The sequence below is a fragment of the Ruegeria sp. AD11(2025) genome (genome assembly GCF_056542405.1).
On the sequence record NZ_JBQFZU010000010.1, the window covers coordinates 85,303 to 106,472 of the forward strand.

Annotated in this window: 21 protein-coding genes; 7 read left to right on the forward strand and 14 right to left on the reverse strand. The window is 58.9% G+C overall.

Annotated elements, in window-relative coordinates; all coding sequences use genetic code 11:
- Window positions 1-12 precede the first annotated feature (12 nt).
- From ACR1XY_RS11805 to ACR1XY_RS11825, 5 genes are all read right to left on the reverse strand, one after another.
- A complete protein-coding gene (locus tag ACR1XY_RS11805) occupies window positions 13-1,383 on the reverse strand; it encodes a pyruvate dehydrogenase complex E1 component subunit beta (protein WP_480593455.1) in 1,371 nt (456 codons plus the stop codon).
- 15 nt (window positions 1,384-1,398) lie between these two features.
- Window positions 1,399-2,388, reverse strand: a complete 990-nt coding sequence (gene pdhA, locus ACR1XY_RS11810; protein ID WP_480593457.1) for a pyruvate dehydrogenase (acetyl-transferring) E1 component subunit alpha — start codon at window positions 2,386-2,388, stop codon at window positions 1,399-1,401.
- Window positions 2,389-2,565: 177 nt separating this feature from the next.
- On the reverse strand, window positions 2,566-2,865 hold the full coding sequence (locus ACR1XY_RS11815) for an FtsB family cell division protein (RefSeq protein WP_480593459.1): 300 nt from the start codon (window positions 2,863-2,865) through the stop codon (window positions 2,566-2,568).
- A gap of 187 nt (window positions 2,866-3,052) precedes the next feature.
- The gene (locus ACR1XY_RS11820) at window positions 3,053-3,223 is read right to left on the reverse strand and encodes a lysozyme inhibitor LprI family protein (protein ID WP_480593581.1); all 171 of its coding nucleotides are present in this window, start codon (window positions 3,221-3,223) and stop codon (window positions 3,053-3,055) included.
- A gap of 186 nt (window positions 3,224-3,409) precedes the next feature.
- Window positions 3,410-4,600, reverse strand: coding sequence for a phosphoglycerate kinase (locus ACR1XY_RS11825; protein WP_480593583.1), 1,191 nt, complete (start codon window positions 4,598-4,600; stop codon window positions 3,410-3,412).
- Window positions 4,601-4,735: 135 nt separating this feature from the next.
- Here ACR1XY_RS11825 and ACR1XY_RS11830 point away from each other — a divergent pair, with 135 nt between their 5' ends.
- Both ACR1XY_RS11830 and ACR1XY_RS11835 read left to right on the forward strand, forming a co-directional pair.
- Window positions 4,736-5,242: a peptidylprolyl isomerase gene (locus ACR1XY_RS11830; RefSeq protein WP_480593461.1), complete on the forward strand. Its 507-nt coding sequence runs from the start codon at window positions 4,736-4,738 to the stop codon at window positions 5,240-5,242.
- Window positions 5,235-5,783 (forward strand): peptidylprolyl isomerase, encoded by a 549-nt coding sequence (locus ACR1XY_RS11835; RefSeq protein ID WP_480593463.1) that lies wholly within the window; start codon window positions 5,235-5,237, stop codon window positions 5,781-5,783. The genes ACR1XY_RS11830 and ACR1XY_RS11835 overlap by 8 nt, the downstream gene beginning before the upstream one ends.
- Window positions 5,784-5,824: 41 nt before the next feature.
- Here ACR1XY_RS11835 and aqpZ read toward each other — a convergent pair whose 3' ends face one another.
- From aqpZ to ACR1XY_RS11875, 8 genes are all read right to left on the reverse strand, one after another.
- Window positions 5,825-6,511, reverse strand: coding sequence for an aquaporin Z (aqpZ, locus tag ACR1XY_RS11840; RefSeq protein WP_480593467.1), 687 nt, complete (start codon window positions 6,509-6,511; stop codon window positions 5,825-5,827).
- A 123-nt stretch (window positions 6,512-6,634) separates the two neighbouring features.
- On the reverse strand, window positions 6,635-7,444 hold the full coding sequence (locus ACR1XY_RS11845; protein WP_480593469.1) for a M90 family metallopeptidase: 810 nt from the start codon (window positions 7,442-7,444) through the stop codon (window positions 6,635-6,637).
- A 97-nt stretch (window positions 7,445-7,541) separates the two neighbouring features.
- A complete protein-coding gene (locus ACR1XY_RS11850) occupies window positions 7,542-8,042 on the reverse strand; it encodes a bactofilin family protein (RefSeq protein WP_475209009.1) in 501 nt (166 codons plus the stop codon).
- An 82-nt stretch (window positions 8,043-8,124) separates the two neighbouring features.
- Window positions 8,125-8,610, reverse strand: coding sequence for an HNH endonuclease (locus ACR1XY_RS11855; protein ID WP_480593473.1), 486 nt, complete (start codon window positions 8,608-8,610; stop codon window positions 8,125-8,127).
- Window positions 8,611-8,850: 240 nt separating this feature from the next.
- Entirely contained in the window at window positions 8,851-9,555 is a 705-nt protein-coding gene (locus tag ACR1XY_RS11860) for an integrase arm-type DNA-binding domain-containing protein (RefSeq protein ID WP_480593475.1), read from the reverse strand.
- Window positions 9,556-9,622: 67 nt separating this feature from the next.
- A complete protein-coding gene (locus tag ACR1XY_RS11865; RefSeq protein ID WP_480593478.1) occupies window positions 9,623-10,948 on the reverse strand; it encodes a DUF5930 domain-containing protein in 1,326 nt (441 codons plus the stop codon).
- Between the two features lie 179 nt (window positions 10,949-11,127).
- The gene (locus tag ACR1XY_RS11870; protein WP_480593586.1) at window positions 11,128-11,943 is read right to left on the reverse strand and encodes a ferritin-like domain-containing protein; all 816 of its coding nucleotides are present in this window, start codon (window positions 11,941-11,943) and stop codon (window positions 11,128-11,130) included.
- An 85-nt stretch (window positions 11,944-12,028) separates the two neighbouring features.
- On the reverse strand, window positions 12,029-12,490 hold the full coding sequence (locus ACR1XY_RS11875; RefSeq protein ID WP_480593482.1) for a peroxiredoxin: 462 nt from the start codon (window positions 12,488-12,490) through the stop codon (window positions 12,029-12,031).
- Between the two features lie 68 nt (window positions 12,491-12,558).
- Between ACR1XY_RS11875 and ACR1XY_RS11880 the strand changes: the two genes are divergently transcribed.
- The 4 genes from ACR1XY_RS11880 (at window position 12,559) to ACR1XY_RS11895 (ending at window position 19,091) form a co-directional block, all read left to right on the forward strand.
- On the forward strand, window positions 12,559-15,939 hold the full coding sequence (locus tag ACR1XY_RS11880; protein WP_480593484.1) for a YhdP family protein: 3,381 nt from the start codon (window positions 12,559-12,561) through the stop codon (window positions 15,937-15,939).
- A gap of 31 nt (window positions 15,940-15,970) precedes the next feature.
- Complete coding sequence (gene queA / locus ACR1XY_RS11885; RefSeq protein ID WP_480593588.1) at window positions 15,971-17,017, forward strand: tRNA preQ1(34) S-adenosylmethionine ribosyltransferase-isomerase QueA; 1,047 nt, start codon at window positions 15,971-15,973, stop codon at window positions 17,015-17,017.
- A 114-nt stretch (window positions 17,018-17,131) separates the two neighbouring features.
- The gene (locus ACR1XY_RS11890) at window positions 17,132-18,403 is read left to right on the forward strand and encodes an MFS transporter (protein ID WP_480593486.1); all 1,272 of its coding nucleotides are present in this window, start codon (window positions 17,132-17,134) and stop codon (window positions 18,401-18,403) included.
- Between the two features lie 109 nt (window positions 18,404-18,512).
- Entirely contained in the window at window positions 18,513-19,091 is a 579-nt protein-coding gene (locus ACR1XY_RS11895; protein ID WP_480593488.1) for a DUF924 family protein, read from the forward strand.
- Here the strand turns inward: ACR1XY_RS11895 and ACR1XY_RS11900 are convergent.
- Window positions 19,088-19,522, reverse strand: a complete 435-nt coding sequence (locus ACR1XY_RS11900; protein WP_480593491.1) for a hypothetical protein — start codon at window positions 19,520-19,522, stop codon at window positions 19,088-19,090. The genes ACR1XY_RS11895 and ACR1XY_RS11900 overlap by 4 nt on opposite strands.
- A gap of 215 nt (window positions 19,523-19,737) precedes the next feature.
- Here ACR1XY_RS11900 and lpdA point away from each other — a divergent pair, with 215 nt between their 5' ends.
- Window positions 19,738-21,132, forward strand: coding sequence for a dihydrolipoyl dehydrogenase (gene lpdA, locus ACR1XY_RS11905; protein ID WP_480593494.1), 1,395 nt, complete (start codon window positions 19,738-19,740; stop codon window positions 21,130-21,132).
- The last annotated feature ends 38 nt before the right edge of the window (window positions 21,133-21,170 follow it).

A 21,170-nucleotide genomic window follows, 5' to 3' on the forward strand; every position in this document is an offset into this window, starting at 1 on the left:
GTCTGTCGCTCCTTACCGGTAGGTCACTTGTTTGACGGCGGCGATCACCTCTTCGGTGGTGATCAGCGCCAGCTTTTCGAGGTTCGCGGCGTAGGGCATCGGAACATCCTTGCCGGTGCAGTTGATGACCGGCGCGTCGAGATAATCGAACGCCTCCTGCATCACCACGGACGAGATGTAGCTGCCGACCGAGCCTTGCGGCCAGCCCTCTTCGACGGTCACCAGACGGTTGGTTTTCATCACCGAGTTGATGATCGCGCCGGTGTCCATCGGGCGGATGGTGCGCAGGTCGATCACCTCGGCGCTGATACCTTCCTCGGCCAGCTTGTCGGCGGCTTCCAGTGCGTATTGCATACCGATGCCGAAGCTGACGATGGTCACGTCCGAGCCTTCACGCCAGATGCGGGCCTTGCCCAGCGGGATGGTCAGGTCGTCCACCTGCGGTACGTCGAATGAGCGGCCGTAGAGGATTTCATTTTCCAGGAAGATCACCGGGTTGGGGTCGCGGATCGCCGATTTCAGCAGACCTTTGGCGTCGGCGGCCGAATAGGGCATCACAACTTTCAGGCCGGGGATTTGCATGTACCAAGCCGCGTAGTCCTGGCTGTGCTGTGCCGCCACGCGGGCCGCAGCACCGTTGGGACCACGGAACACGATGGGGCAGCCCATCTGACCGCCGGACATATAAAGCGTCTTGGCGGCGGAGTTGATGATGTGGTCAATCGCCTGCATGGCGAAGTTGAAGGTCATGAACTCGACAATCGGTTTCAGGCCACCAAAGGCCGAGCCAACCGCGATGCCGGCAAAACCGTGCTCGGTGATCGGGGTGTCGATCACCCTTTTAGGGCCAAACTCGTCCAGCAGGCCTTGCGAGATTTTGTAGGCGCCCTGATATTCGGCGACTTCTTCACCCATAAGGTAGACATCTTCGTCGCCACGCATTTCTTCGGCCATCGCGTCGCGCAGAGCTTCGCGGACGGTTTCGGATTTCATCTCGGCATCTGAGGGCCAATCGGGCGACAGGTCCACGACCGGAGCAGCGGGCGTTGCAGCCGGAGCAGGGGCCTCAACCGCCGCCGGGGCAGCCTCGGCCACCGCAGCGGTTGCGGGGGCAGCTGCAGGCAGAGCGGAGGCGTCTTCACCGTCTTCGACCATCACCGCGATGGGGGTGTTGACCTTGACCCCTTCGGTGCCCTCGACGATCAGGATCTTGCCGACGATACCTTCATCGACCGCTTCGAATTCCATCGTTGCCTTGTCGGTTTCGATCTCGGCCAGGATATCGCCCGAGGATACGGTGTCGCCTTCTTTTACCAGCCACTTGGCCAGTGTGCCTTCTTCCATCGTGGGTGAAAGGGCGGGCATGAGAATTTCGGTTGCCATGTCTTATTCGTCCTCTCAGGCGTAAATGTCAGTCCAAAGCTCTTCAACCGAAGGCTCGGGGCTTTCTTTCGAGAATTCAGCGGCCTGATTGACGACCTCTTTGATTTCCTTGTCGATCGCCTTCAGGTCATCTTCAGTGGCGTGTTTGCCGGTCAGCAACAACTCGCGCACGTGTTCGATCGGGTCGCTTTGTTCGCGAACCTTCTGAACCTCCTCGCGGGTGCGGTACTTGGCCGGGTCGGACATCGAGTGGCCGCGGTAGCGGTAGGTCTTGATCTCCAGGATATAAGGGCCTTTGCCCGCGCGGCAGTGGGCGACGGCTTTCTCGCCGGCTTCCTTGACTGCCAGAACATCCATGCCGTTGACGATCTCGCCAGGGATGCCGAAGGCCTCGCCGCGATGGTAGATGTCCTTGGTCGAGGTCGAACGCGCCTGAGCGGTTCCCATGGCGTATTGGTTGTTCTCGATCACGAAGACCACCGGCAGATCCCAGAGGGCGGCCATGTTGAAGGTCTCGTAGACCTGACCCTGGTTCGCCGCGCCGTCACCGAAATATGTGAAGGTCACACCGCCGTTTTCCTTGTACTTGTCGGCAAAAGCCAGACCGGCGCCCAGCGGAACCTGCGCGCCAACGATGCCGTGGCCGCCGTAGAAATGCTTCTCTTTCGAGAACATGTGCATCGAGCCGCCCTTACCCTTAGAAAGACCCCCGATGCGTCCGGTCAATTCGGCCATCACGCCGCCCGGCTCCATCCCGCAGGCCAGCATGTGTCCGTGATCGCGATACGAAGTGATACGCTTGTCGCCTTCCTTGGCCGCGGCCTCGAGGCCGACAACAACGGCTTCCTGCCCGATGTAAAGGTGGCAGAACCCACCGATCAGACCCATGCCATAAAGCTGACCGGCCTTTTCCTCGAATCGGCGGATCAGAAGCATTTCGCGGTAGTAGGTTTTAAGCTCTTCCGCAGAAACATTTGGTTTCTTTGTGGTTTTTCGCGCAGCCATCGTGGCGATCTCCCCCTTCCGGACAGATAGTTTAGCGTTAAACTATCTCATAAAGCATTTGCGGCTTTCTGGCGAGGGTAAATGTGACGCAGCGTCCGATCCTGCGGAAACAGGCCAAATACTTGTTGGGTAAGATGCTGCCGGGCCGAGATTTCTTGTCGAAAAACCTGATCCGGATCAGCGAATGACAATCTCGTCCGAGCGGATCATGCCTAGAACCGAGCGTGCCTGCTGATCCAGCAAGTCGAGATCCAGATAGGAGTCCGAAAGTCGACGGGTCAGATTTTCCATTTCGGCGATCTCGGCCTTGAGTGTGGCCAGGTCGCGTGACAGGGCGTCCCGTTCCGCGGCAATCTCGACCCGTCGGAACAGGCCATAGTCGCCCTGCACGGCGGCAAAGGTGAAATACACACCCAGCATAAATGCCACCATGAAGAAAACGACTGCGCCCAAACCGGGCCGGTGGGAACGGGACACTCTGTTTACCGCCGTATGAATTGCCTCAATAATGTGCCCTTTGCGAGCATCTGAATGCACTATGTCACAGGTGATTCGGGTTGTGAATCCCTTGGCTCCTACTTTTTTTGGAAATGTTGGACAGCCTTTGTCAGCGCAATGCCTCAAGGACTTGATTGCGTGTCAGGGTCTGCTCTTCCATGCACGCCTAATAGAACATCGGTGCTGCACTGCCGTCGCTTTTCAACTCGGGCTCGCAGGTGGCATCGCGGGTTTGCAGCCAAGCGCGCTGTTCATTCAACAGGGCCTGACCGTCTCCGCGTGCGTCCGCCCTCGGCTTGACTTCTTTCCAGATCCGGTTGAGCTCGCGGTCGGCGATTTCCTATTTCTCCTTAGCGCAGAAATTTGCGTCCAGCTGGGTCCGCCCGCCGCAACTGGATTGGGCAACAGCGGGCAGGGGATACAGGGCAACGATCAGGCATGCAAAAACTCTCATGGCAATACTCTCCACCGGTAAGCGGAGAGATTACCACGTGTTCCGACAACCGGCCAATTTGCGCGAGGCTTAACCTTCCAGAGCTGCGACGCCGGGCAGGGTTTTGCCTTCCATCCATTCAAGGAAGGCGCCACCGGCGGTCGAGATATACGAAAAGTCCTTGGCCGCACCAGAGGCGTTCAGCGCGGCGACAGTGTCACCACCGCCCGCGACTGACACCAACTGGCCCGAGCGGGTCAGTGCGGCGGCCTTCAGAGCGGCGGCATTTGTGGCGGCGTCGAAGGGCTCGATCTCGAACGCGCCCAGCGGGCCATTCCAGATCAGGGTCTGGCTTTTGGCGAAAATCTCGTTGATGGCTGCAACGCTTTGGGGGCCTGCGTCCAGGATCATGCCGTCATCGGTGCATTGATCGGCGGGCAGGATCTGATGCGGGGCGTTGGCCTCGAACTTTTCCGCAACAACGATGTCCGTGGGCAGAACGATAGTGCAGCCCGCGCTTTCGGCTTTGCCCAGGATTTCGGCCGCGGTGTCTTTCATCGCTGTTTCGGCTAGCGATTTGCCCACGTTCAGGCCCTGAGCGACAAGGAACGTGTTTGCCATGCCACCGCCGATCACCAGATAGTCCACCTTGGTGATCAGATTGCCCAGCAGTTCCAGCTTGGTCGAAACCTTCGCACCACCGACCACGGCGGTTACAGGACGCTTGGGCGCGCCCAGAGCACCTTCCAGTGCCTCCAACTCGGCTTGCATCAGGCGGCCAGCGCACGAGGGCAGCAGGCGCGCGATGGCCTCGGTCGAGCTGTGCGCGCGGTGGGCGGCCGAGAAGGCATCGTTGCAATAGACCTCTCCCAGCTTGGCCATGCCCGCAGCCAAATCGGTGTCATTCTTGGTTTCGGCTGCGTGGAAGCGTGTGTTTTCAAGCAGCAGAACCTGACCAGGTTGCAGTGCTTCAGCGGCCAGTTCGGCCTCGGTGCCGACGCAATCGGCCGCGAACAAAACCGTGGTGCCAAAGGCATCCTGAAGCGTGGGAATAAGTTGCTTCAGCGACAGGTTCTCGCGGCGCTCACCACCCGGACGCCCGAAATGTGCCAGCAAGATGGGCTTACCTCCGGCCGCCAGAATATCGCGGACGGTCGGCACAATGCGCTGAATACGGGTTGCATCGGTCACGACCCCGTCCACCACGGGCACGTTGATATCGACGCGCACCAGCACGCGTTTGCCGTTCAGGTCCATGTCGTCGAGAGTTTTCCAGCCCATCGTGCAGTCCTCGGAAATGTGAAACAGATTTAGGCGGTTCTTTTCCTGCATTTTGCCCTCAGGTCAATGCGTCACTTGGCATTCATGCGCGTGGCGAATAGGTATTTGCGCAAGACCAAACGACAGGAGGGCCTCATGGCCGAGATCAAGGATCCCGAAAACACTATCATAATCGAACTGAAGGGCGGCAATGTCGTCATCGAGCTGCTGCCGGACGTGGCACCGCAGCACAGCGCACGGATGAAAGAACTGGCGCGCGGTGGTGAGTATGACAACGTGGCCTTCCACCGTGTGATCGACGGTTTCATGGCGCAGACCGGCGACGTGCAGCACGGTGATATGGAAGACGGGTTCAACCTGCGTATGGCGGGCACCGGTGGCTCGTCGCTGCCGAACGTTCCGGCTGAGTTTTCGAAACTGCCGCATGACCGTGGCACGCTGGGCGCGGCGCGGTCGCAGAACCCGGACTCGGCCAACTCGCAGTTCTTCATCAACTTCAAGGACAACCACTTCCTGAATGGTCAGTATACCGTTTACGGCCGCGTCATTGACGGCATGGAGCATGTGGACGCAATCGTACGTGGTGAGCCGCCTGCGAACCCGGATCGCATGATCAGCGTCAAGGTGGCTTCGGATGTATAAACTGGCCGCAGCTTTCACCCTTTTGGCCAGCCCTGTGTTGGCCACCGGGCTTCAGATCGAGATCGAAGGTGAGGGCGCCAATGGCATCGTCAACGTCGACCTATTCGAAGACCTGGCTCCCCAACATGTCGAACAGATCAGTGCTTTGGCCGCTGAAGGCAAATATGATGGCGTGGTGTTTCACCGCGTGATTGACGGCTTCATGGCTCAGACCGGTGACGTTGAATTCGGTCGTATTGGCGGCGATATGCGCCGTGCCGGTACCGGCGGGTCGGATCGCCCTGATCTGCCTGCCGAGTTCTCGGATTACAACTATGACCGTGGTGTCGTGGGCATGGCCCGTGCGCAGGACCCCGACAGCGCGAATTCGCAGTTCTTCATCATGTTCGAACCGGGCCCATTCCTGAACGGCCAGTACACGGTTGTTGGTCAGGTGACCGAGGGCATGGACGTGGTCGATGCTATCAAGCGGGGCGATGGCCCCAACGGTGCTGTGATCGGTCAGCCCGACATGATGAAAAAAGTCACCGTCACCGAATAAGTTAAAAAGCCCCGACGCTTAGCGTCGGGGCTTTTTCAGGATCAGTCGTCGCCCATCGCCTGCCAGATCAGCGCTCCGATGGCGGCGCCGATCAGTGGGGCGACCCAAAACAGCCAAAGCTGACCAAGGGCCGGCGCATCCGCAAACAGGGCCACAGCGGTGGATCGCGCCGGGTTGACCGACGTGTTTGTCACCGGGATCGAGATCAGGTGGATCAGCGTCAGGCACAGACCAATGGCGATCGGGGCGAAGCCGTCGGGCGCAAAGTTGGATGTCGCGCCAAGAATGACGATGATGAAGAATGCGGTCATCACGATCTCGATCACCAATGCGGACATCAATGAATAGCCCTCGGGTGATGCTTCGCCATACCCGTTCGAGGCAAATCCGCCGACACCCTCGAATCCCGGAGCACCGCTGACGATCAGATACAGGACAGCCGCGGCGGCAATCGCGCCGATCACCTGCGCGATCCAATAGGGGATCAAGTCCCTGGCAGGAAACCTACCGCCCATCATCAGGCCAAGACTGACGGCCGGGTTGAAATGCCCGCCCGAGATATGCCCGACCGCATAAGCCATGGTCAGAACCGTCAGGCCGAAGGCAAAGGAAACGCCCAGCCAGCCGATGCCCACATCCGCGACTCCTGCCGCCAATACGGCGCTGCCGCACCCGCCCAGCACCAGCCAGAACGTGCCGAAAAACTCGGCCATGAGTTTTGATGACATGAAAATCCCTCCTGAAAACACTGATTTAAGGTTAATTTAAAAATCGCATTTTGTGAAACGTCAGGGAACGGGGAAATTTCAAACCGGCTGTTCAGAAATGAACTGGCGATGTTGGCCGGGCGGCTATCCCCAACTGAACGGGTCCAGCCGGAACAGTTTCGACAATTGTTCGTATACCTCAGGTACGGCGGCTTTCAATTGCCGTGGCTGTTCGAAGAACACCTCGACCGAGACTGCAAAAAACTCTTCGTGACCCACCGCGCCATAGGGATCAATAACAGTGTGCTGGCCGTGTTCCACGGCGCGCACATGGGCGTCGTATGCGGTTAGAAAGACGCGCTCCCACTCGGCAAAGCTCTGCCCGTTGCTGAGGATCGGAACGCCGTTAGTACCGCCGGAAAGGTCGTCGATCTGGTGCGCAAACTCGTGCAGGACAACATTTTGCCCGTCATGGTCGTTTGCGGCGCCTTTCCGGCTGTGCGACCACGACAGGATTACCGGCCCACGATCCCAGCTTTCGCCGGTGCGCACGATTTCCTTCTCGCTGACAACATAGCCGTCCTGCCTGCGTTGGCGGGACTTAAAGGCGCTTGGATAGATCAGGATCGTCGTCAGGTGATCATACCAGAGGTCGCTGTTCACCAGCAGCAGGCTGGCCTGCGCGGCGATGGCCAGTTCCATCTCTTCGGTGACCTCCAGCCCGTCGCACCCGTGAAATTGCACCTGATCCAGAAACAGGTTCACCTTGCCGTCCAGCTTGGTCCGCAAATCAGAGGGCAAGCGGCGGATCAATGGCACTTGCTGTTCGATCACCCTGCGCTGGTGGTCGGTCAGGGGGGTGGCCAGCAACTCTTGTCGCGCCTGCGACTTGGACCAGTGGCGGTACAGGAAAAAAACCGCGATCAGCAGAAGGATCGAGAAAAAGATCAGCATGTCAGAACCCTATACCGACCGGTCCCGGCGGCAAGAGCAAAAGAAAAACGCCGCAGGATGACCTGCGGCGTTTGATCATTCGGTTGTCGGATCAGCGTTACTGCTTGACCTCGGCCGCCGGGTTGGCGCCAGCCTTGGCGCTGCGGCCCGGGTTCAGCGGGTCGTCCTGCCGCTGCACCGAACCTTCGAAATGGGCGCCGCTTTCGATGGCGATGGTCTTGTGGATGATGTCGCCTTCGACACGCGCGGTCGAAGTCAGGCGGACTTTCAGACCACGCACCCGGCCCACGATGCGGCCGTTGATCACGACATCATCAGCGGTGACTTCGCCCTTGATGGTGGCGGTTTCACCGATGGTCAGCAGATGCGCGCGGATGTCGCCTTCGACTGTGCCTTCGACCTGAATGTCGCCGGTGGTTTTCAGGTTACCAGTGATGTGCAGGTCCGAGGACAGTACCGACGCCGGAGGCTTGGGCTTGGGCGCGGTGCTGGCCTTGTTTTCTGCCGGTGCAGGGGTCGCCGGTGTGGCCGGAGCGGCAGGTTTCGCCGCCTCGGGTGCATTGGATCCGGGCTCGTTGATTTTGCTCTTAGAAAACATTTCTCGCAGCCTTTTGACTTAATAGTAAGGGCTTTCAGGGCCGATCTCTCAACCCTGTGTATGCCCTGTGTCTGTGGTCCGGTCAAGCAGCCATGAGTTCCTTGACAGTCTCAGCGGCAGTTCGCGCAGCGATAGCTTCGACCAAGGTTCCGAACGTGCCAACATAGACGCGCTTATCCTTGATATTTATCTGTGCCTTGAACGTGCCGTTGTCCCGCTGGCAGACGCCGGGGATGCCCAGCTTGCCGTTCTTGTAGATCGACTTGTTCTGGTTGTTCTCTGCTTGCGTTACGTCACGCAGGTTCTCAATCGCGTTGTTCTGCCGATTGAGGTCGATGTGGTCGATATGGTTCTGTGGCCACTCACCATAGGTCAGCGCCCAGATGACGCGATGCGCCAGATACAACTTGCCGCCGATGCGACTGCCTAGATAGCCAGTGTTCATCTCTGTGGTGAATGCCTCGGTCCCGGCAGCAGCGCGGGTTCCCATGCGCTTGCCCGCCACGATATGCACAGGCACTCCATCCCGTAGCATCTGGCTGATGAGCGTCTTGCGCAATAAGTGCATGTGAAACGGTATGCCCGTCCTTTCAGTGAGCCGAGCAGCATAGGAGGCCATCCAGCCCCGACCGCCGACAGGGAACAGCTTCGTTGCCCCGATACCTCTGGGCAAATAAGATAGCGCCTCATCGGCCAATGGACTGCGGTAGACTGTGTGCTCGGTTCCCTGCTTGCGTCTGTGGCCGGGGAATACAATGCGGTCAGGATGCACGTCACGCCACTCAAGGGTGCGGACCTCGTTCGTCCTCTAGCCTGTGGCCGCGAGCAGGAGGAAGCACGCAGAGCGCTCGGGGAACTCAGCAGCATCAGAGCGGACGGTGGAGAGGATCGTTTGTAGGTCTGCGTCGGACAGCACTTTTCGTCTGGGTTCGATCTTGGTCTTAGGTAAGTCGGCGGTAGGATCATAGATGCACATGCGGTCGCGCAGGGCAGTGCGCCAGCAGCCTCGCAGGAGGCGTCTCAGGCTGTAAGCGGTGCCGGGTTGCTTCTGGTATAGAGTTTGGATCAGCGAAGAGAGTTCCGAGTGCGTGATCTCGTCCAGCGGGGTAGCTCGCATCTCCTTCGGCACTTGCGCCCATGCCCGATCATTCTGGTACTCATAGCCCCTCGACACGTTCTTGGCGCGCAGGGTCGCACAGTACGCAGAGAAGGCGTCTGATAGGAGGAATATCCTCTGGGTGACAGTGTGTCGTCCGGTCTCGACGTCGGTCCTCAGGGCGCTCACAGTCCGTTTTGCGTGGGCCAGAGTGACAAGGGAAGCATCCCCGATCTTGATGCGCTTGGTGCGTTGTGTGCGGCTATCCCAGATACGAGCGTAGAAGGTGCGCTGACCGGAGGCGAGCACCCTCAAAGTTAGCCCCGGCTGGTCTGTCGCTGTGTAAGTTACCTCGCCTTTGGCGGGGATTTTGGCTGTCTTCACAAACGAGACAGTGAACTTGTGCTTCAATGACATTCGGCTTTACTCCCAATAACTTAGGAGATCAGCCTGAAAAGTCCTTATAAATCAGATACTACGGCTCTTAGAAAACATTTCTCGCAGCCTTGATGTAAGTCATTGGGTTTACAGGTTTTCCGTTTACGCGCACCTCATAGTGCAGATGCGTGCCGGTAGACCGTCCGGTGCTACCCATATCAGCAATATGATCCCCGCGCGAGACCCTTTGACCAACCTTGACGCGGATCTTGGTGTTATGGGCATAAAGTGTCTCAATCCCGAAGGCGTGACGGATCTTGACCAGCCGCCCGAAACCGGATTGCCAGCCAGCATGTGTGACGACACCATCTGCGGTGGCAAAGATATCCGTGCCCTGAGCGCCGGCGAAATCGACACCATTATGCATGCGCCGCCCGCCGGTTTTAGGATCCCGGCGGCTGCCGAATCCGCTGGTAAACCGCACCACGGACTTCACCGGATTGGCGAACGGCGCTTTCTCGGCGGCAAGGCGGTACAGGTTCAACTGATCCATCTGTTGCAGCAAAACATTTGCGCGAATCTCGTCGGGGGTCAGGTCCTCGCCGCGCGTGCTGAAAGAGATAGGGGTCAGGGGTCCGCCCATACCGCTGTAACCGCGGCGGACCTCTTCAATGATACGGTCGGTAGGCATACCGGCCTGACGGAACATCTTGTCCAGTGGTTCGACCGAGATCACCATCGCCTCTTCCAGCTGGCGGAATATCTCGTCGCTGCGTTCCTGCATCAGCTGGATTTCCAGCTCAAGTTCATCGCGCTGGTGCAGCGCGTCCTTGGCATCGGCCGCGATCTGGTCGCGCTCTTGCGCGGTGCGGGCCAGTGCCGTGGTCATGAATGTCATCTGTTCGGGGGTGGCCACGGCGGTCACGTACATGTCGCCGTCATCTGCCTCGACCTGGACGCTGGCCAGTTCGGTACGGGCTTCTTCGCGCTGTTTCATCGTAGCGCGTAAAGTGGTCTGGATCACTTCGATCCCGGTCTCAAGCTCGCGACGACGGTTTTCCGAGGCCAGCAGCTCAGACTGCATTGCCGAAATTTGTTTCAGCGCAGCGTTGAACCGATCCTGCGCGGCCAGTGCTTCTTGAGCGCGCGCGTCGCGTTCGACGGACAGGATGTTCAGGCGTTCCTGATAAGTTGCCTGATCCCGCTTGGCCTGTTCGCGGAAGTTGCCCGATCCGATGCTGTCCATAAGCAGGATCGCCGTGGCGACCGCTGTCCAGCCGACGATCACCGCCACACCGGCGACGGCTGCGATCTGAGTTTCCGAGCTGAGCCGGATGAACCGCGTGTCGTTGTCAGATTTCAGGAAAACCCGGCGTTCCGGGAATTGCCGCTCGAGCAGTGAGTGTAGTTTGATTGCCAGACGAGTTCGCACGCGTCTTCACCTCTCATCCCCAAGATCGGGACCGGTTGTGAGTGATGTCCGTCCCTTGGGCGAACTGCATAGAGGGCACTTGTGCGTTGGGCAAGTTTGTTAACTAGTTCACACAACAAAGCAGGTAATTCCCGCCAATTCTCGGCGGGAAATTGCCGATGACGTCAACTTGAGCAGGCCTATTGCGCGGCACCGGGTGGTGGCAGGTCTTCAGTCAGCGGCCAATAGAAGTCGGGCGGCAGCCCGGCCTCGGCGCGTTTCTCCTCGTTGAACGGGGGTTTCAGCGCCCCGTGGAAGTAGCACCGCACCAATTTGTGAAACACGTCCTTGGGGTCGGCATTTTGACGCCCGCACAAGAAATGGAACCATTTCGAGCCATAGGCAACATGGCCTACCTCTTCGGCATAGATGACTTCCAACGCGGCGATGGCCCTCTTGTCCTTTGCCTTGCGGAAGATGTCGATCATGCCGGGGGTGACGTCCAGCCCGCGCGCCTCAAGCACCATGGGCACTACGGCCAGTCGACCCATCAGGTCTTCGGCGGTGTCCTCGGCTGCGCGCCACATGCCGGTATGGGCGGGCAGGGCGCCATAGTGGCTGCTCATGCCTTCCAGACAATCGCAGATCATCTCGAAATGGCGCGATTCTTCCTCGGCGCATTTGACCCAGTCGTCATAGAATCCAATCGGCATTGGTACATGACCAAAGCGGGCGATGATGTCCCAATGCAGGTCCACCGCGTTCAGTTCGATATGCGCGACCGCGTGCAGCAGGGCGATGCGTCCCGCCTCGGTTCCGGGCTTGCGTTTCGGAACCTCGCGCGGAGACAGCAGTTCCGGCCTGCCCGGTCGCGCTGGTTGCAGCGGAGGTGTCGCGGTACCGATCTCAATCGCGGGCACGCCCTCCTTACGCGAGGCGAACCACGCCGCCGCATGGCGTTTGGACAGGGCGGTTTTTTCCCGCCCGTCCGCCGTGGTCAGAACTTCGGTTGCCATCTGGGTCAGTGTTTTCGACACCGGGCCTCTCCGCTTGGTCAGGTATGCGGGTCTTAGACCGGATGGCGACCGTGGTCGAGAGGGGTCACAGGGCGCGCACGGCCTCCAGCACCTCGTCCACGTGGCCGGGCACTTTGACCTTGCGCCAGACACGGGCGATTTCGCCCTCGGCGTTGACGATGAAGGTCGAACGCTCGATCCCCATCGACTTTCGCCCGTACATGTTCTTTTCCACCCAAACGCCATAATCCTCGCACGTCGAGGAGCCCTCATCCGACAAAAGCGGTGTGGTCAGGTTGTGCTTGGCGACGAATTTGTCGTGCTTGGCGACGCTGTCGCGCGAGATGCCGAAAACGTGAGCACCGGCATCGGCAAAGGCTTGAAGTTGTTCCGAGAAACCGATGGATTCCTTGGTGCAGCCCGGCGTATCATCACGGGGATAGAAGAACAGAACCACGGTGCCGCCGCGCAGGGCCGACAAGGTGACCTCGCCGCCTCCGTCGCGGGGCAAAGTGAAATCAGGGGCGATGTCTGAAACGTCGGGCATTGGAAACTCCGCTAAAGTTTTTTAAGGGCTGCCCGAGATCATAGGGCGACGCAAGCGGGTTGGAAGGCGTGGATAGAAAATTGGTGCAGCACGAAGACAATAGTGCGACGCAGCCCGGAAAACCCCCGCGCCGCCGGTCGCGCCGCCGTATCGCTGCACATTTTTCCATCTGGACATGTCTGTCGCTGGGTTTGCTGGTGTTCGCGGGCTGGTTCTTTTTGTTCGGTCAGAACCTGCACGCGCCGGAATGGGTGCGAAAAAAGGTCGAGCAGCGGCTGGAACAGAGCTTGGGCGGTCTGAAGTTCCGCTTTGGCGATGCCAGCTTCATCGTCAACGAAGAATGGCGCCCCCGTCTGAAACTGACGGATGTGACGATCAGCGACGCCGCCGGGCAGCAGATCGCGCGGGTTTCGGATTTGCGGACCCGGCTGTCGATGCGCGGTTTGCTGCGGGGGCAGATTCGTCCGCGCCGCATTACTGTGCGGGGCGCGCAATTCGACCTGACCAGGGGTCTGGACGGCGCCCTATCGCTGACCGTCGGGTCGGGAAGCGCCCCAGTGCAGAAGGCACCAGATCTGGCGCAACTGATCGAGCAATCGGACGATGTGTTTCTTTCGCCATTGTTGTCGGGGCTGCGTTCGGTCGATTTGGAATCCCTGACGCTTGATTACAAAGACCTGCGATTGGGCCGCGCCTGGGTGTTTGACGGCGGCCACATTACGGCCACCCGCAACGGTGATGAAATGCACTTGGCTACCGGGTTCTCAGTCCTGACCGGGAGGGACTATGCCAGCTCGATCGAGGCGAACTACACCAGCGTCCTGGGCACGCCAGAGGCACGGTTTGGCGTTGCGATCACTGATTTGCCCGCCGAAGACCTTGCTGGCCAGACACTCGCGTTGTCCTGGCTGCAGGTTCTCAAAGCTCCGATCTCAGGCGCGCTGCGCGGCAGCGTCGATAGTAACTCGGCGCTGGGGCCAGTATTCGCGACTTTGAATCTGGGGGCAGGTGCGGTGCAGCCGACACAGGAAACGCGCCCGATCCCGTTCGAGTCCGCCAGCACTTATTTCACCTACACCCCCAGCCGTCAGGAACTGGATTTCAACGAGGTGTCGGTGGTTTCCGCCTGGGGGGCGTTTCAGGGCGAGGGCAAGGCCTTTTTGAACGGGATAGAAAACGGTGCGCTGGAAAGCCTGACCTCGCAGCTGAGTTTCAGCAGCATCAATATCAACCCAGCCAATCTGTTCCCCGAGTCGCTGAAGCTGGCACGGGCCGAACTGGATATGCAGATGAAACTAGCGCCTTTCGATCTGCGCCTGGGACAGATCATGGTCCAAGATGCCAACTACCGGCTGTTGGGCTCGGGCAAGCTGACCGGAGAGCCGGAAGGCTGGGCGGTACAAGTGGATGCGCATCTGGACCACATGAACGCGGATCAGCTGTTGAACTACTGGCCAGACCGTCTGGCGCCGAAGCCGCGGACATGGGTTGCGGAGAACCTCTATGAGGGTCAGTTCTCGGACGTTGATTTTGCCTTGCGTCTGCAGCCCGAGAACAAGCCGGAAATCTATCTGGATTTCGGGTTCGATCAGGCAAAAATTAGATTTGCCAAAACCTTGCCGCCACTTGTTGACGCCCAGGGGCAGGCCAGCCTTATCAATCGCAGGTTCACTGCCACGGCGGAATCAGGTCACGTCATCGCCGATCAGGGCGGCGCGATTGATGCCACCGGCACGTCTTTCATCATCCCTGATACCGGCATCAAGGGGATATCGCCGTCGATCACGCGGATCGCCGCCAAAGGCAGTGCCACGGCGGCGCTGTCACTTCTTGACCGGCCGCCGTTGGAGTTGCTCACCAAGGCTAACCTGCCGGTTGATTTGACGGACGGCAAGGTGAGCCTGACCGGAACGCTTTCTCTACCGATGAAGAAGGGCTTGAAATTCGAAGACACCGAATTCCATTTCCTGGGCGAGATTGATGACGTGCAAAGCGACAAGCTTGTTCCGGGGTTTTCGGTCAGTGCGGATCGGCTTGATCTTCAGGGTGATCAGACGGCGGTCGTGGTTTCGGGCGAGGGGCTGTTTGGCGATGTTCCGCTTCGGGCCACATGGCGGCAACCCATCGGTGGCACCGAACCGCAACGCAGCGAGTTGACGGGGCAGATCGAACTGTCCCCCCGCCTGATGACCGAGTTGAAGGCCGGTCTTCCGAAGGGGATGCTGACCGGGCAGGGTACCGCAGAAATCGCGCTGGGTATTGGCGCGGGAACACCGCCGAAACTGACGGCGTCGTCCAATCTGGCAGGTGTCGTGCTGGCCGTTCCAGAGCTGGGCTGGCGCAAGGGGGCGGGATCAACCGGTTCGATGACCGTTGCGGCGACGCTGGGCAGCAACCTGCGCGTGGATGAACTCAAGCTGGACGCCGCCGGGTTGCGCACCACCGCGTCGATCTCGTTCCGGGACGGGGATTTCGACCGTGTGCAGTTCAGCTCCTTCGACTTGGGCGATTGGCTGGCGGTTCCGGCCGAACTGGTCAATAGCGGCGGTGTGGTGCCGGATATCCGTGTGCTGGGCGGGGTGATGAATCTTGGACGCGCGACATTTGGCGGTGGCGGCAGTGGCGGAGCCTCCGGACCCGGCCCCCGTCTGGATGTGACGCTGGACCGACTTCAGGTCACCGAGACCATAGCCCTGACCGGGTTCAAAGGCGCGTTTCAGACCACCGGGGGCGTTAACGGTGCCTTCACCGCCAATGTCAACGGCGGGGCTGCGGTGCGTGGACAGGTCTCGCCGCGTGCAGGCCGCAGTGCGGTAACGCTGACTTCGGGTGATGCGGGTTCGGTTTTGCGATCTGCCGGTATGATCACGCAGGCCCGCGGCGGATCGATGAACCTGCAACTGGAACCGGTCGCGGGCCCCGGCAACTACGATGTAAACCTGAAAATCTCCGACACGCGTATCAAGGACGCCCCTGCGATGGCCGCGCTGCTGAATGCCATCAGCCTTGTTGGTCTGTTGGATGAAATGGCCGGGCAGGGAATCTTTTTCGGAACCATCGAAAGCCGGATGCGTATCACGCCAACGCAGGTCAAGGTTCTCAGCGGCAGTGCGGTCGGGCCGTCGATGGGCTTGTCCTTTGACGGCACCATCGACACGGTTAACGGATTGCTGAACCTGCGCGGTGCGATCTCTCCAATCTATCTGGTCAATGCGATTGGTAGCGTCTTTACCAAGAAGGGCGAGGGCATCATTGGCTTTAACTATACCCTGACCGGGCCGCTGCGGCAGCCGAAAGTGTCGGTCAACCCGCTATCCGGATTGGCGCCGCTGTTCCTGCGCAACCTGCTGAGGCCACCAGCACCCAAAGTCACTGACGGACCAAACGCGCTGCCGATCAAACCGGATGAACCGAAACGAACTTTCGGAGCACCCGCATCAGACCGTTGAACTGGGAAGTCGGGCGCTGTATGGCGCGGCCATGAAACTCAGCGATTTTGATTTCCACCTGCCCGAAGACCTGATTGCCACGCGGCCCGCCAACCCACGGTCTTCGGCGCGTATGTTGGTGGCCAACGGTGATGCGGTGTCGGACGCGCGTGTCTTCGATCTGCCAGACTGGCTACAACCCGGCGACCGGCTGGTGTTGAACGACACCCGCGTCATCCCTGCTCGCCTGAATGGCCGCCGTCACCGCGACAGCGCGCAAGGGCCGGTGTCTGCTGCAATTGAGTCCACCTTGCTGGACCCGCAGGCCGACGGCACATGGGCAGCGTTGATCAAACCGCTGAAAAAGGTCAAGCTGGGCGAAGAGATACAATTTTCCGACGACCTTAGCGCCATGCTGGATCGTGTCGAGGACGGGCAGGCTATTCTACGGTTTAACCTGACGGGTGATGATTTCGACACCGCCCTGGAGCAGGCGGGTGCTATGCCACTGCCGCCCTATATCGCCGCCAAACGCCCGGCGGATGAGCAGGACAAAACTGATTACCAGACGATCTGGGCGCGCAACTCGGGCGCGGTTGCGGCCCCCACAGCCTCGTTGCATTTCGATCAGGCGCTGATGCAAGCGCTTCACGCGCGCGGCGTCACGTTCAGTCATGTGACCTTGCATGTGGGCGCTGGTACCTTCCTGCCGGTCAAGGTCGAGGACGTAACCAAGCATAAGATGCACGCCGAATGGGGCCGGGTCAGCGCCACCGCAGCCGAAGAAATACGCGCCACCAAGGCAGCTGGCAGGCGGGTCATTCCGATTGGCACCACGGCGTTGCGGCTGATCGAAAGCGCAGCGCGTTCGGGTCAGATCGAGCCGTGGGAAGGCGAAACGGACATTTTCATCTATCCCGGCTTCCAGTTTCATGTCGCGGATGCGCTGATGACCAATTTCCACCTGCCGAAATCCACATTATTGATGCTGGTTTCGGCCTTGATGGGGCGGGATCGTATGCGCGATGTCTATATCCATGCGATAGAACGGAAATATCGGTTCTTCTCCTACGGGGATGCGTCGCTTTTAATCCCCTAAACGGCGCGATGGCGGGATCGCGCGTCCGCAATGTCGTAGACAAGCGGGTTCTGAGCCGTTTTTCATATCAAAACGAATCCTTAATGCCGGTCGGCAAATAATACGGAGACCCCAATGCTTCAGGTCCTTTCCAGCGCGTGGGCGCTTCTTCTTGGTATGGGGCTTCTGATGGTCGGCAACGGCCTGCAGGGTACAATCCTGGGTGTTCGGGGCGAGATCGAGGGGTTTTCAACCCTTGAGATGTCATTCGTGATGTCGGCCTATTTTTTGGGTTTTCTAGGCGGTTCACGCTTTGCGCCCGAGATGATCCGAAGAGTGGGGCATGTACGGGTGTTTGCGGCACTGGCCTCGTTCATTTCTGCTGTCATGATCCTGTATCCGTTGATGACCAATCCACTTGTTTGGATTTTTGGACGCTTTGTAATCGGGTTCTGTTTTTCTGGTGTGTATGTCACCGCGGAAAGCTGGTTGAACAACGCTGCCAGCAACGAAAACCGAGGTCAGGCCCTGTCGCTGTACATGATTTTTCAGATGATTGGCATCATCACTGCACAGGGGTTGGTCGTGTTGGGCGACCCGGCTGGATTTGACACATTCGTCGTCGCGTCCATTTTGGTTTCAGTGTCCTTTGCGCCCATTCTGCTATCGATCTCACCAACGCCGGCCTTCGACACGACCAAGCCGATGACACTGCGCGAACTGTTCAATAGTTCGCCGCTGGGCTGCGTGGGCATGTTCCTTCTGGGTGGTGTGTTCTCGGCGCAGTTCGGTATGGCGTCGGTATACGGCGCTCGCGCAGGTCTGACGCTTGTTGAGATTTCCACGTTTATTGCTGCTTTCTACGTCGGTGCATTGGTGCTGCAGTACCCGCTGGGCTGGATGTCAGACCGAATGGATCGTCGTTTTCTGATCATGCTGGCTGCAGGGGTAGGGGCCTGCGCTGCTGCAGCGGGTATGCTGTTCGGCGTCACTTTCCCGATCCTGCTGGGTGCGGCCTTTGTGATTGGCGGCATGTCGAACCCGCTCTACTCGCTGCTGATCGCCCACGTGAATGACTTTCTGAGCCACGAAGACATGGCCGCGGCCTCAGGTGGTCTGCTGTTCATCAACGGACTTGGGGCCATCGCCGGTCCGCTTATCACTGGCTGGCTCATGGGGGACGCGGTCTTTGGCCCTTCGGGCTTTTTCCTGTTCATCGCAACCCTGTTGGTCACGATGGCGGCCTACGCGCTTTATCGTACGACGCAGCGTGCCGCGATCCCCGTTTATGAGACCGGAACGATGTCGACGTTCTATCCGACGGCCTCTCCGGTCGCTCTTGAAGTAGCCCAAGAAGTAGCCATCGAGGCGGCCGAAGCCGAGCAGGAAACGCAAGATGTTGCCTAGGACACAAGATTATGACGCAAGTGTTGCAATTTTTTACTGTTACAAATCTGTAAAACGTCATTAAATAACCTTACGTCCCTGGGGAGGGCAACACGACGGAGTTAGGGCAATGGTAGGGCCTGAAGACGTATTGAGTTTTTGGTTAGATGAGGTTGGCCCCGAGGGGTGGTATCTACAAGACGACGCCTTGGATGCAGACATTCGCGAACGGTTTTTGACCACCTGGGAAGCCGCGAGTGAAGGCAAGTTTTCTCTTTGGCTAACATATCCCAGCGGGTCACTGGCTTACATCATTCTGATGGATCAGTTCCCGCGAAACATGTTCCGCGGCAGCGCCAAGGCATTCTCGACGGACCGCGCGGCCTTGTCGTCGGCCAAATGCGCGGTGGACAAGGGGTGGGACCTCAAGATTGACGAACCAGCGCGGCAGTTCTTCTATCTGCCGATGATGCACTCGGAAAACCTGTGCGATCAGGAACGTTGTGTCCGTCTGATGTGCCAGAATATGAAGGACAGCGATCCAAGCAACCTGTTACACGCACGGGCCCATCGCGAGGTGATCCGCAAGTTCGGGCGGTTCCCTTATCGCAACGAAGCGCTTGAACGCCCGATGACCGCGCACGAAGCGGCCTATGTCGATATGGGCGGGTACGGTGCCACCGTGCGGGAACTGCAGTCCGCTGGCTAGGACGACGGCACGCATCCCCGAACAGCAATAATTCGGTTGGCAATCACGTCGGCCGATTTTTCTATGGCAGTGTTGATCAGTGCATCCGGAGACTCGGTGATTTCCGCGATGCGGGATTGCGATTCCTGCATTCTGGCTTCCAGATTTTCCAGCGTTACCAATGCCGTGGAAATCCGCACTTTCTCGGCGATGTCTGTCACATTGCCGCCTGTTTGAAGATTGGTAAGATCGCTGCGCAGGGCGGCAAGTTCACCCCGAACACCGCGGATTTCATCCTTGAGAGGCGCGACGATCTCTATTTTTTCTTCAAAGACCGTGGTGATACCTTCCACGGTCGATGCCAGTTTCCACCCCAGAAATAGGCAGAGCGCCACCAGAATGAGGGTGGCGTTGAGCAGAGCAAGCAGCAGATCCTTGAGTGTTTTGGCCATGGTAAGCCTTTCGAATGACTTGTGTTAAGGAATGAGCGGGCGGGCCCGATACCTATGTTCTAGCCATTGAGAAGTGCTCGGTATAGGCTGAAAGCTGCAGAAACAGATGCCGTTGACCCTGCGTCGCTTTTGTCGCGGGGATGGTGTGTTGATGCGTTGTGAAATTTAGTTTAATGGTAAACTAAATTTCATTCGACCTGTGCCGAGAGGAAACCATGGCTGCACAATCTTTTGATCTGATCGTAATCGGCGCCGGTCCGGGCGGCTATGTCGCGGCAATCAGGGCTGCACAGCTGGGCCTGAAAACAGCCGTGGTTGAGCGTGAGCATCTGGGTGGTATCTGTCTGAACTGGGGCTGCATCCCGACCAAGGCGCTGCTGCGGTCATCCGAAGTATTCCACCTGATGGAACGCGCCAAGGATTTCGGCCTGAAGGCGGACAAGATCGGTTACGATCTGGACGCGGTCGTCAAGCGCTCGCGCGGTGTGGCGGCACAGCTTTCAGGTGGTATCGGTCATCTGCTGAAGAAAAACAAAGTCACTGTGGTGATGGGTGAGGCGACAATCCCCGCCAAGGGAAAGGTTTCGGTCAAAACCGACAAGGGGACCGAAGAGCTGACCGCTAAGAACATCGTTCTGGCTACTGGTGCCCGGGCGCGCGAGTTGCCGGGACTAGAGGCGGATGGCGATCTGGTCTGGACCTACAAGCACGCGCTGCAACCGCCGCGGATGCCCAAGAAACTGCTGGTCATCGGCTCGGGCGCGATCGGCATCGAATTCGCCAGCTTCTACAACACGCTGGGCGCCGATACGACCGTGGTCGAGGTCATGGACCGCGTGCTGCCGGTCGAAGACGCCGAGATCAGCGGTTTGGCCAAGAAGGCGTTTACCAAGCAGGGCATGACCATCATGGAAAAGGCGATGGTCAAGCAACTGGACCGCGCCAAAGGCAGGGTCACCGCGCATATAGAGGTAAAAGGGAAGGTCGAGAAACACGACTTTGACACCGTGATCTCGGCCGTCGGGATTGTGGGCAACGTCGAAAACCTGGGGCTTGAGGCTCTGGGTGTCAAAATCGACCGCACCCATGTGGTCACAGATGAATTCTGCCGTACCGGCGTTGAAGGTCTGTATGCCATCGGCGACATCGCTGGTGCGCCGTGGCTGGCACACAAAGCAAGCCATGAAGGTGTCATGGTGGCGGAATTGATCGCAGGCAAACATGCGCATCCGGTGAAACCGGAAAGCATCGCAGGCTGCACTTATTGCCAGCCGCAGGTCGCGTCGGTTGGGTACACCGAAGCGAAAGCCAAAGAACTGGGTTTTGACATCAAAGTGGGCCGTTTTCCGTTCATCGGAAACGGCAAGGCCATCGCGCTGGGTGAGCCCGAAGGGCTGATCAAGACGGTCTTTGATGCCAAAACGGGCGAACTGCTGGGTGCGCATATGATTGGCGCGGAAGTGACCGAACTGATTCAGGGTTATATCGTTGGCCGACAGTTGGAGACCACGGAAGAAGACCTGATGAATACGGTCTTCCCGCACCCGACACTATCGGAAATGATGCATGAAAGCGTTCTGGACGCATATGGGAAGGTTATCCATATGTGATCAGGGGCAACTGCCCGAGTAAAAGGCACCGCCATTTC

What these genes read in the sequence shown, in the direction of transcription:
- ACR1XY_RS11805 (WP_480593455.1), bottom strand. Translation starts at nt 1,383, where the DNA reads ATGGCAACCGAAATTCTCATGCCCGCCCTTTCACCCACGATGGAAGAA.
- pdhA (WP_480593457.1), bottom strand. Translation starts at nt 2,388, where the DNA reads ATGGCTGCGCGAAAAACCACAAAGAAACCAAATGTTTCTGCGGAAGAG.
- ACR1XY_RS11825 (WP_480593583.1), bottom strand. Translation starts at nt 4,600, where the DNA reads ATGGGCTGGAAAACTCTCGACGACATGGACCTGAACGGCAAACGCGTG.
- ACR1XY_RS11830 (WP_480593461.1), top strand. Translation starts at nt 4,736, where the DNA reads ATGGCCGAGATCAAGGATCCCGAAAACACTATCATAATCGAACTGAAG.
- ACR1XY_RS11835 (WP_480593463.1), top strand. Translation starts at nt 5,235, where the DNA reads ATGTATAAACTGGCCGCAGCTTTCACCCTTTTGGCCAGCCCTGTGTTG.
- aqpZ (WP_480593467.1), bottom strand. Translation starts at nt 6,511, where the DNA reads ATGTCATCAAAACTCATGGCCGAGTTTTTCGGCACGTTCTGGCTGGTG.
- ACR1XY_RS11845 (WP_480593469.1), bottom strand. Translation starts at nt 7,444, where the DNA reads ATGCTGATCTTTTTCTCGATCCTTCTGCTGATCGCGGTTTTTTTCCTG.
- ACR1XY_RS11850 (WP_475209009.1), bottom strand. Translation starts at nt 8,042, where the DNA reads ATGTTTTCTAAGAGCAAAATCAACGAGCCCGGATCCAATGCACCCGAG.
- ACR1XY_RS11855 (WP_480593473.1), bottom strand. Translation starts at nt 8,610, where the DNA reads ATGCACTTATTGCGCAAGACGCTCATCAGCCAGATGCTACGGGATGGA.
- ACR1XY_RS11860 (WP_480593475.1), bottom strand. Translation starts at nt 9,555, where the DNA reads ATGTCATTGAAGCACAAGTTCACTGTCTCGTTTGTGAAGACAGCCAAA.
- ACR1XY_RS11870 (WP_480593586.1), bottom strand. Translation starts at nt 11,943, where the DNA reads ATGGCAACCGAAGTTCTGACCACGGCGGACGGGCGGGAAAAAACCGCC.
- ACR1XY_RS11875 (WP_480593482.1), bottom strand. Translation starts at nt 12,490, where the DNA reads ATGCCCGACGTTTCAGACATCGCCCCTGATTTCACTTTGCCCCGCGAC.
- queA (WP_480593588.1), top strand. Translation starts at nt 15,971, where the DNA reads ATGAAACTCAGCGATTTTGATTTCCACCTGCCCGAAGACCTGATTGCC.
- ACR1XY_RS11890 (WP_480593486.1), top strand. Translation starts at nt 17,132, where the DNA reads ATGCTTCAGGTCCTTTCCAGCGCGTGGGCGCTTCTTCTTGGTATGGGG.
- ACR1XY_RS11895 (WP_480593488.1), top strand. Translation starts at nt 18,513, where the DNA reads ATGGTAGGGCCTGAAGACGTATTGAGTTTTTGGTTAGATGAGGTTGGC.
- ACR1XY_RS11900 (WP_480593491.1), bottom strand. Translation starts at nt 19,522, where the DNA reads ATGGCCAAAACACTCAAGGATCTGCTGCTTGCTCTGCTCAACGCCACC.
- lpdA (WP_480593494.1), top strand. Translation starts at nt 19,738, where the DNA reads ATGGCTGCACAATCTTTTGATCTGATCGTAATCGGCGCCGGTCCGGGC.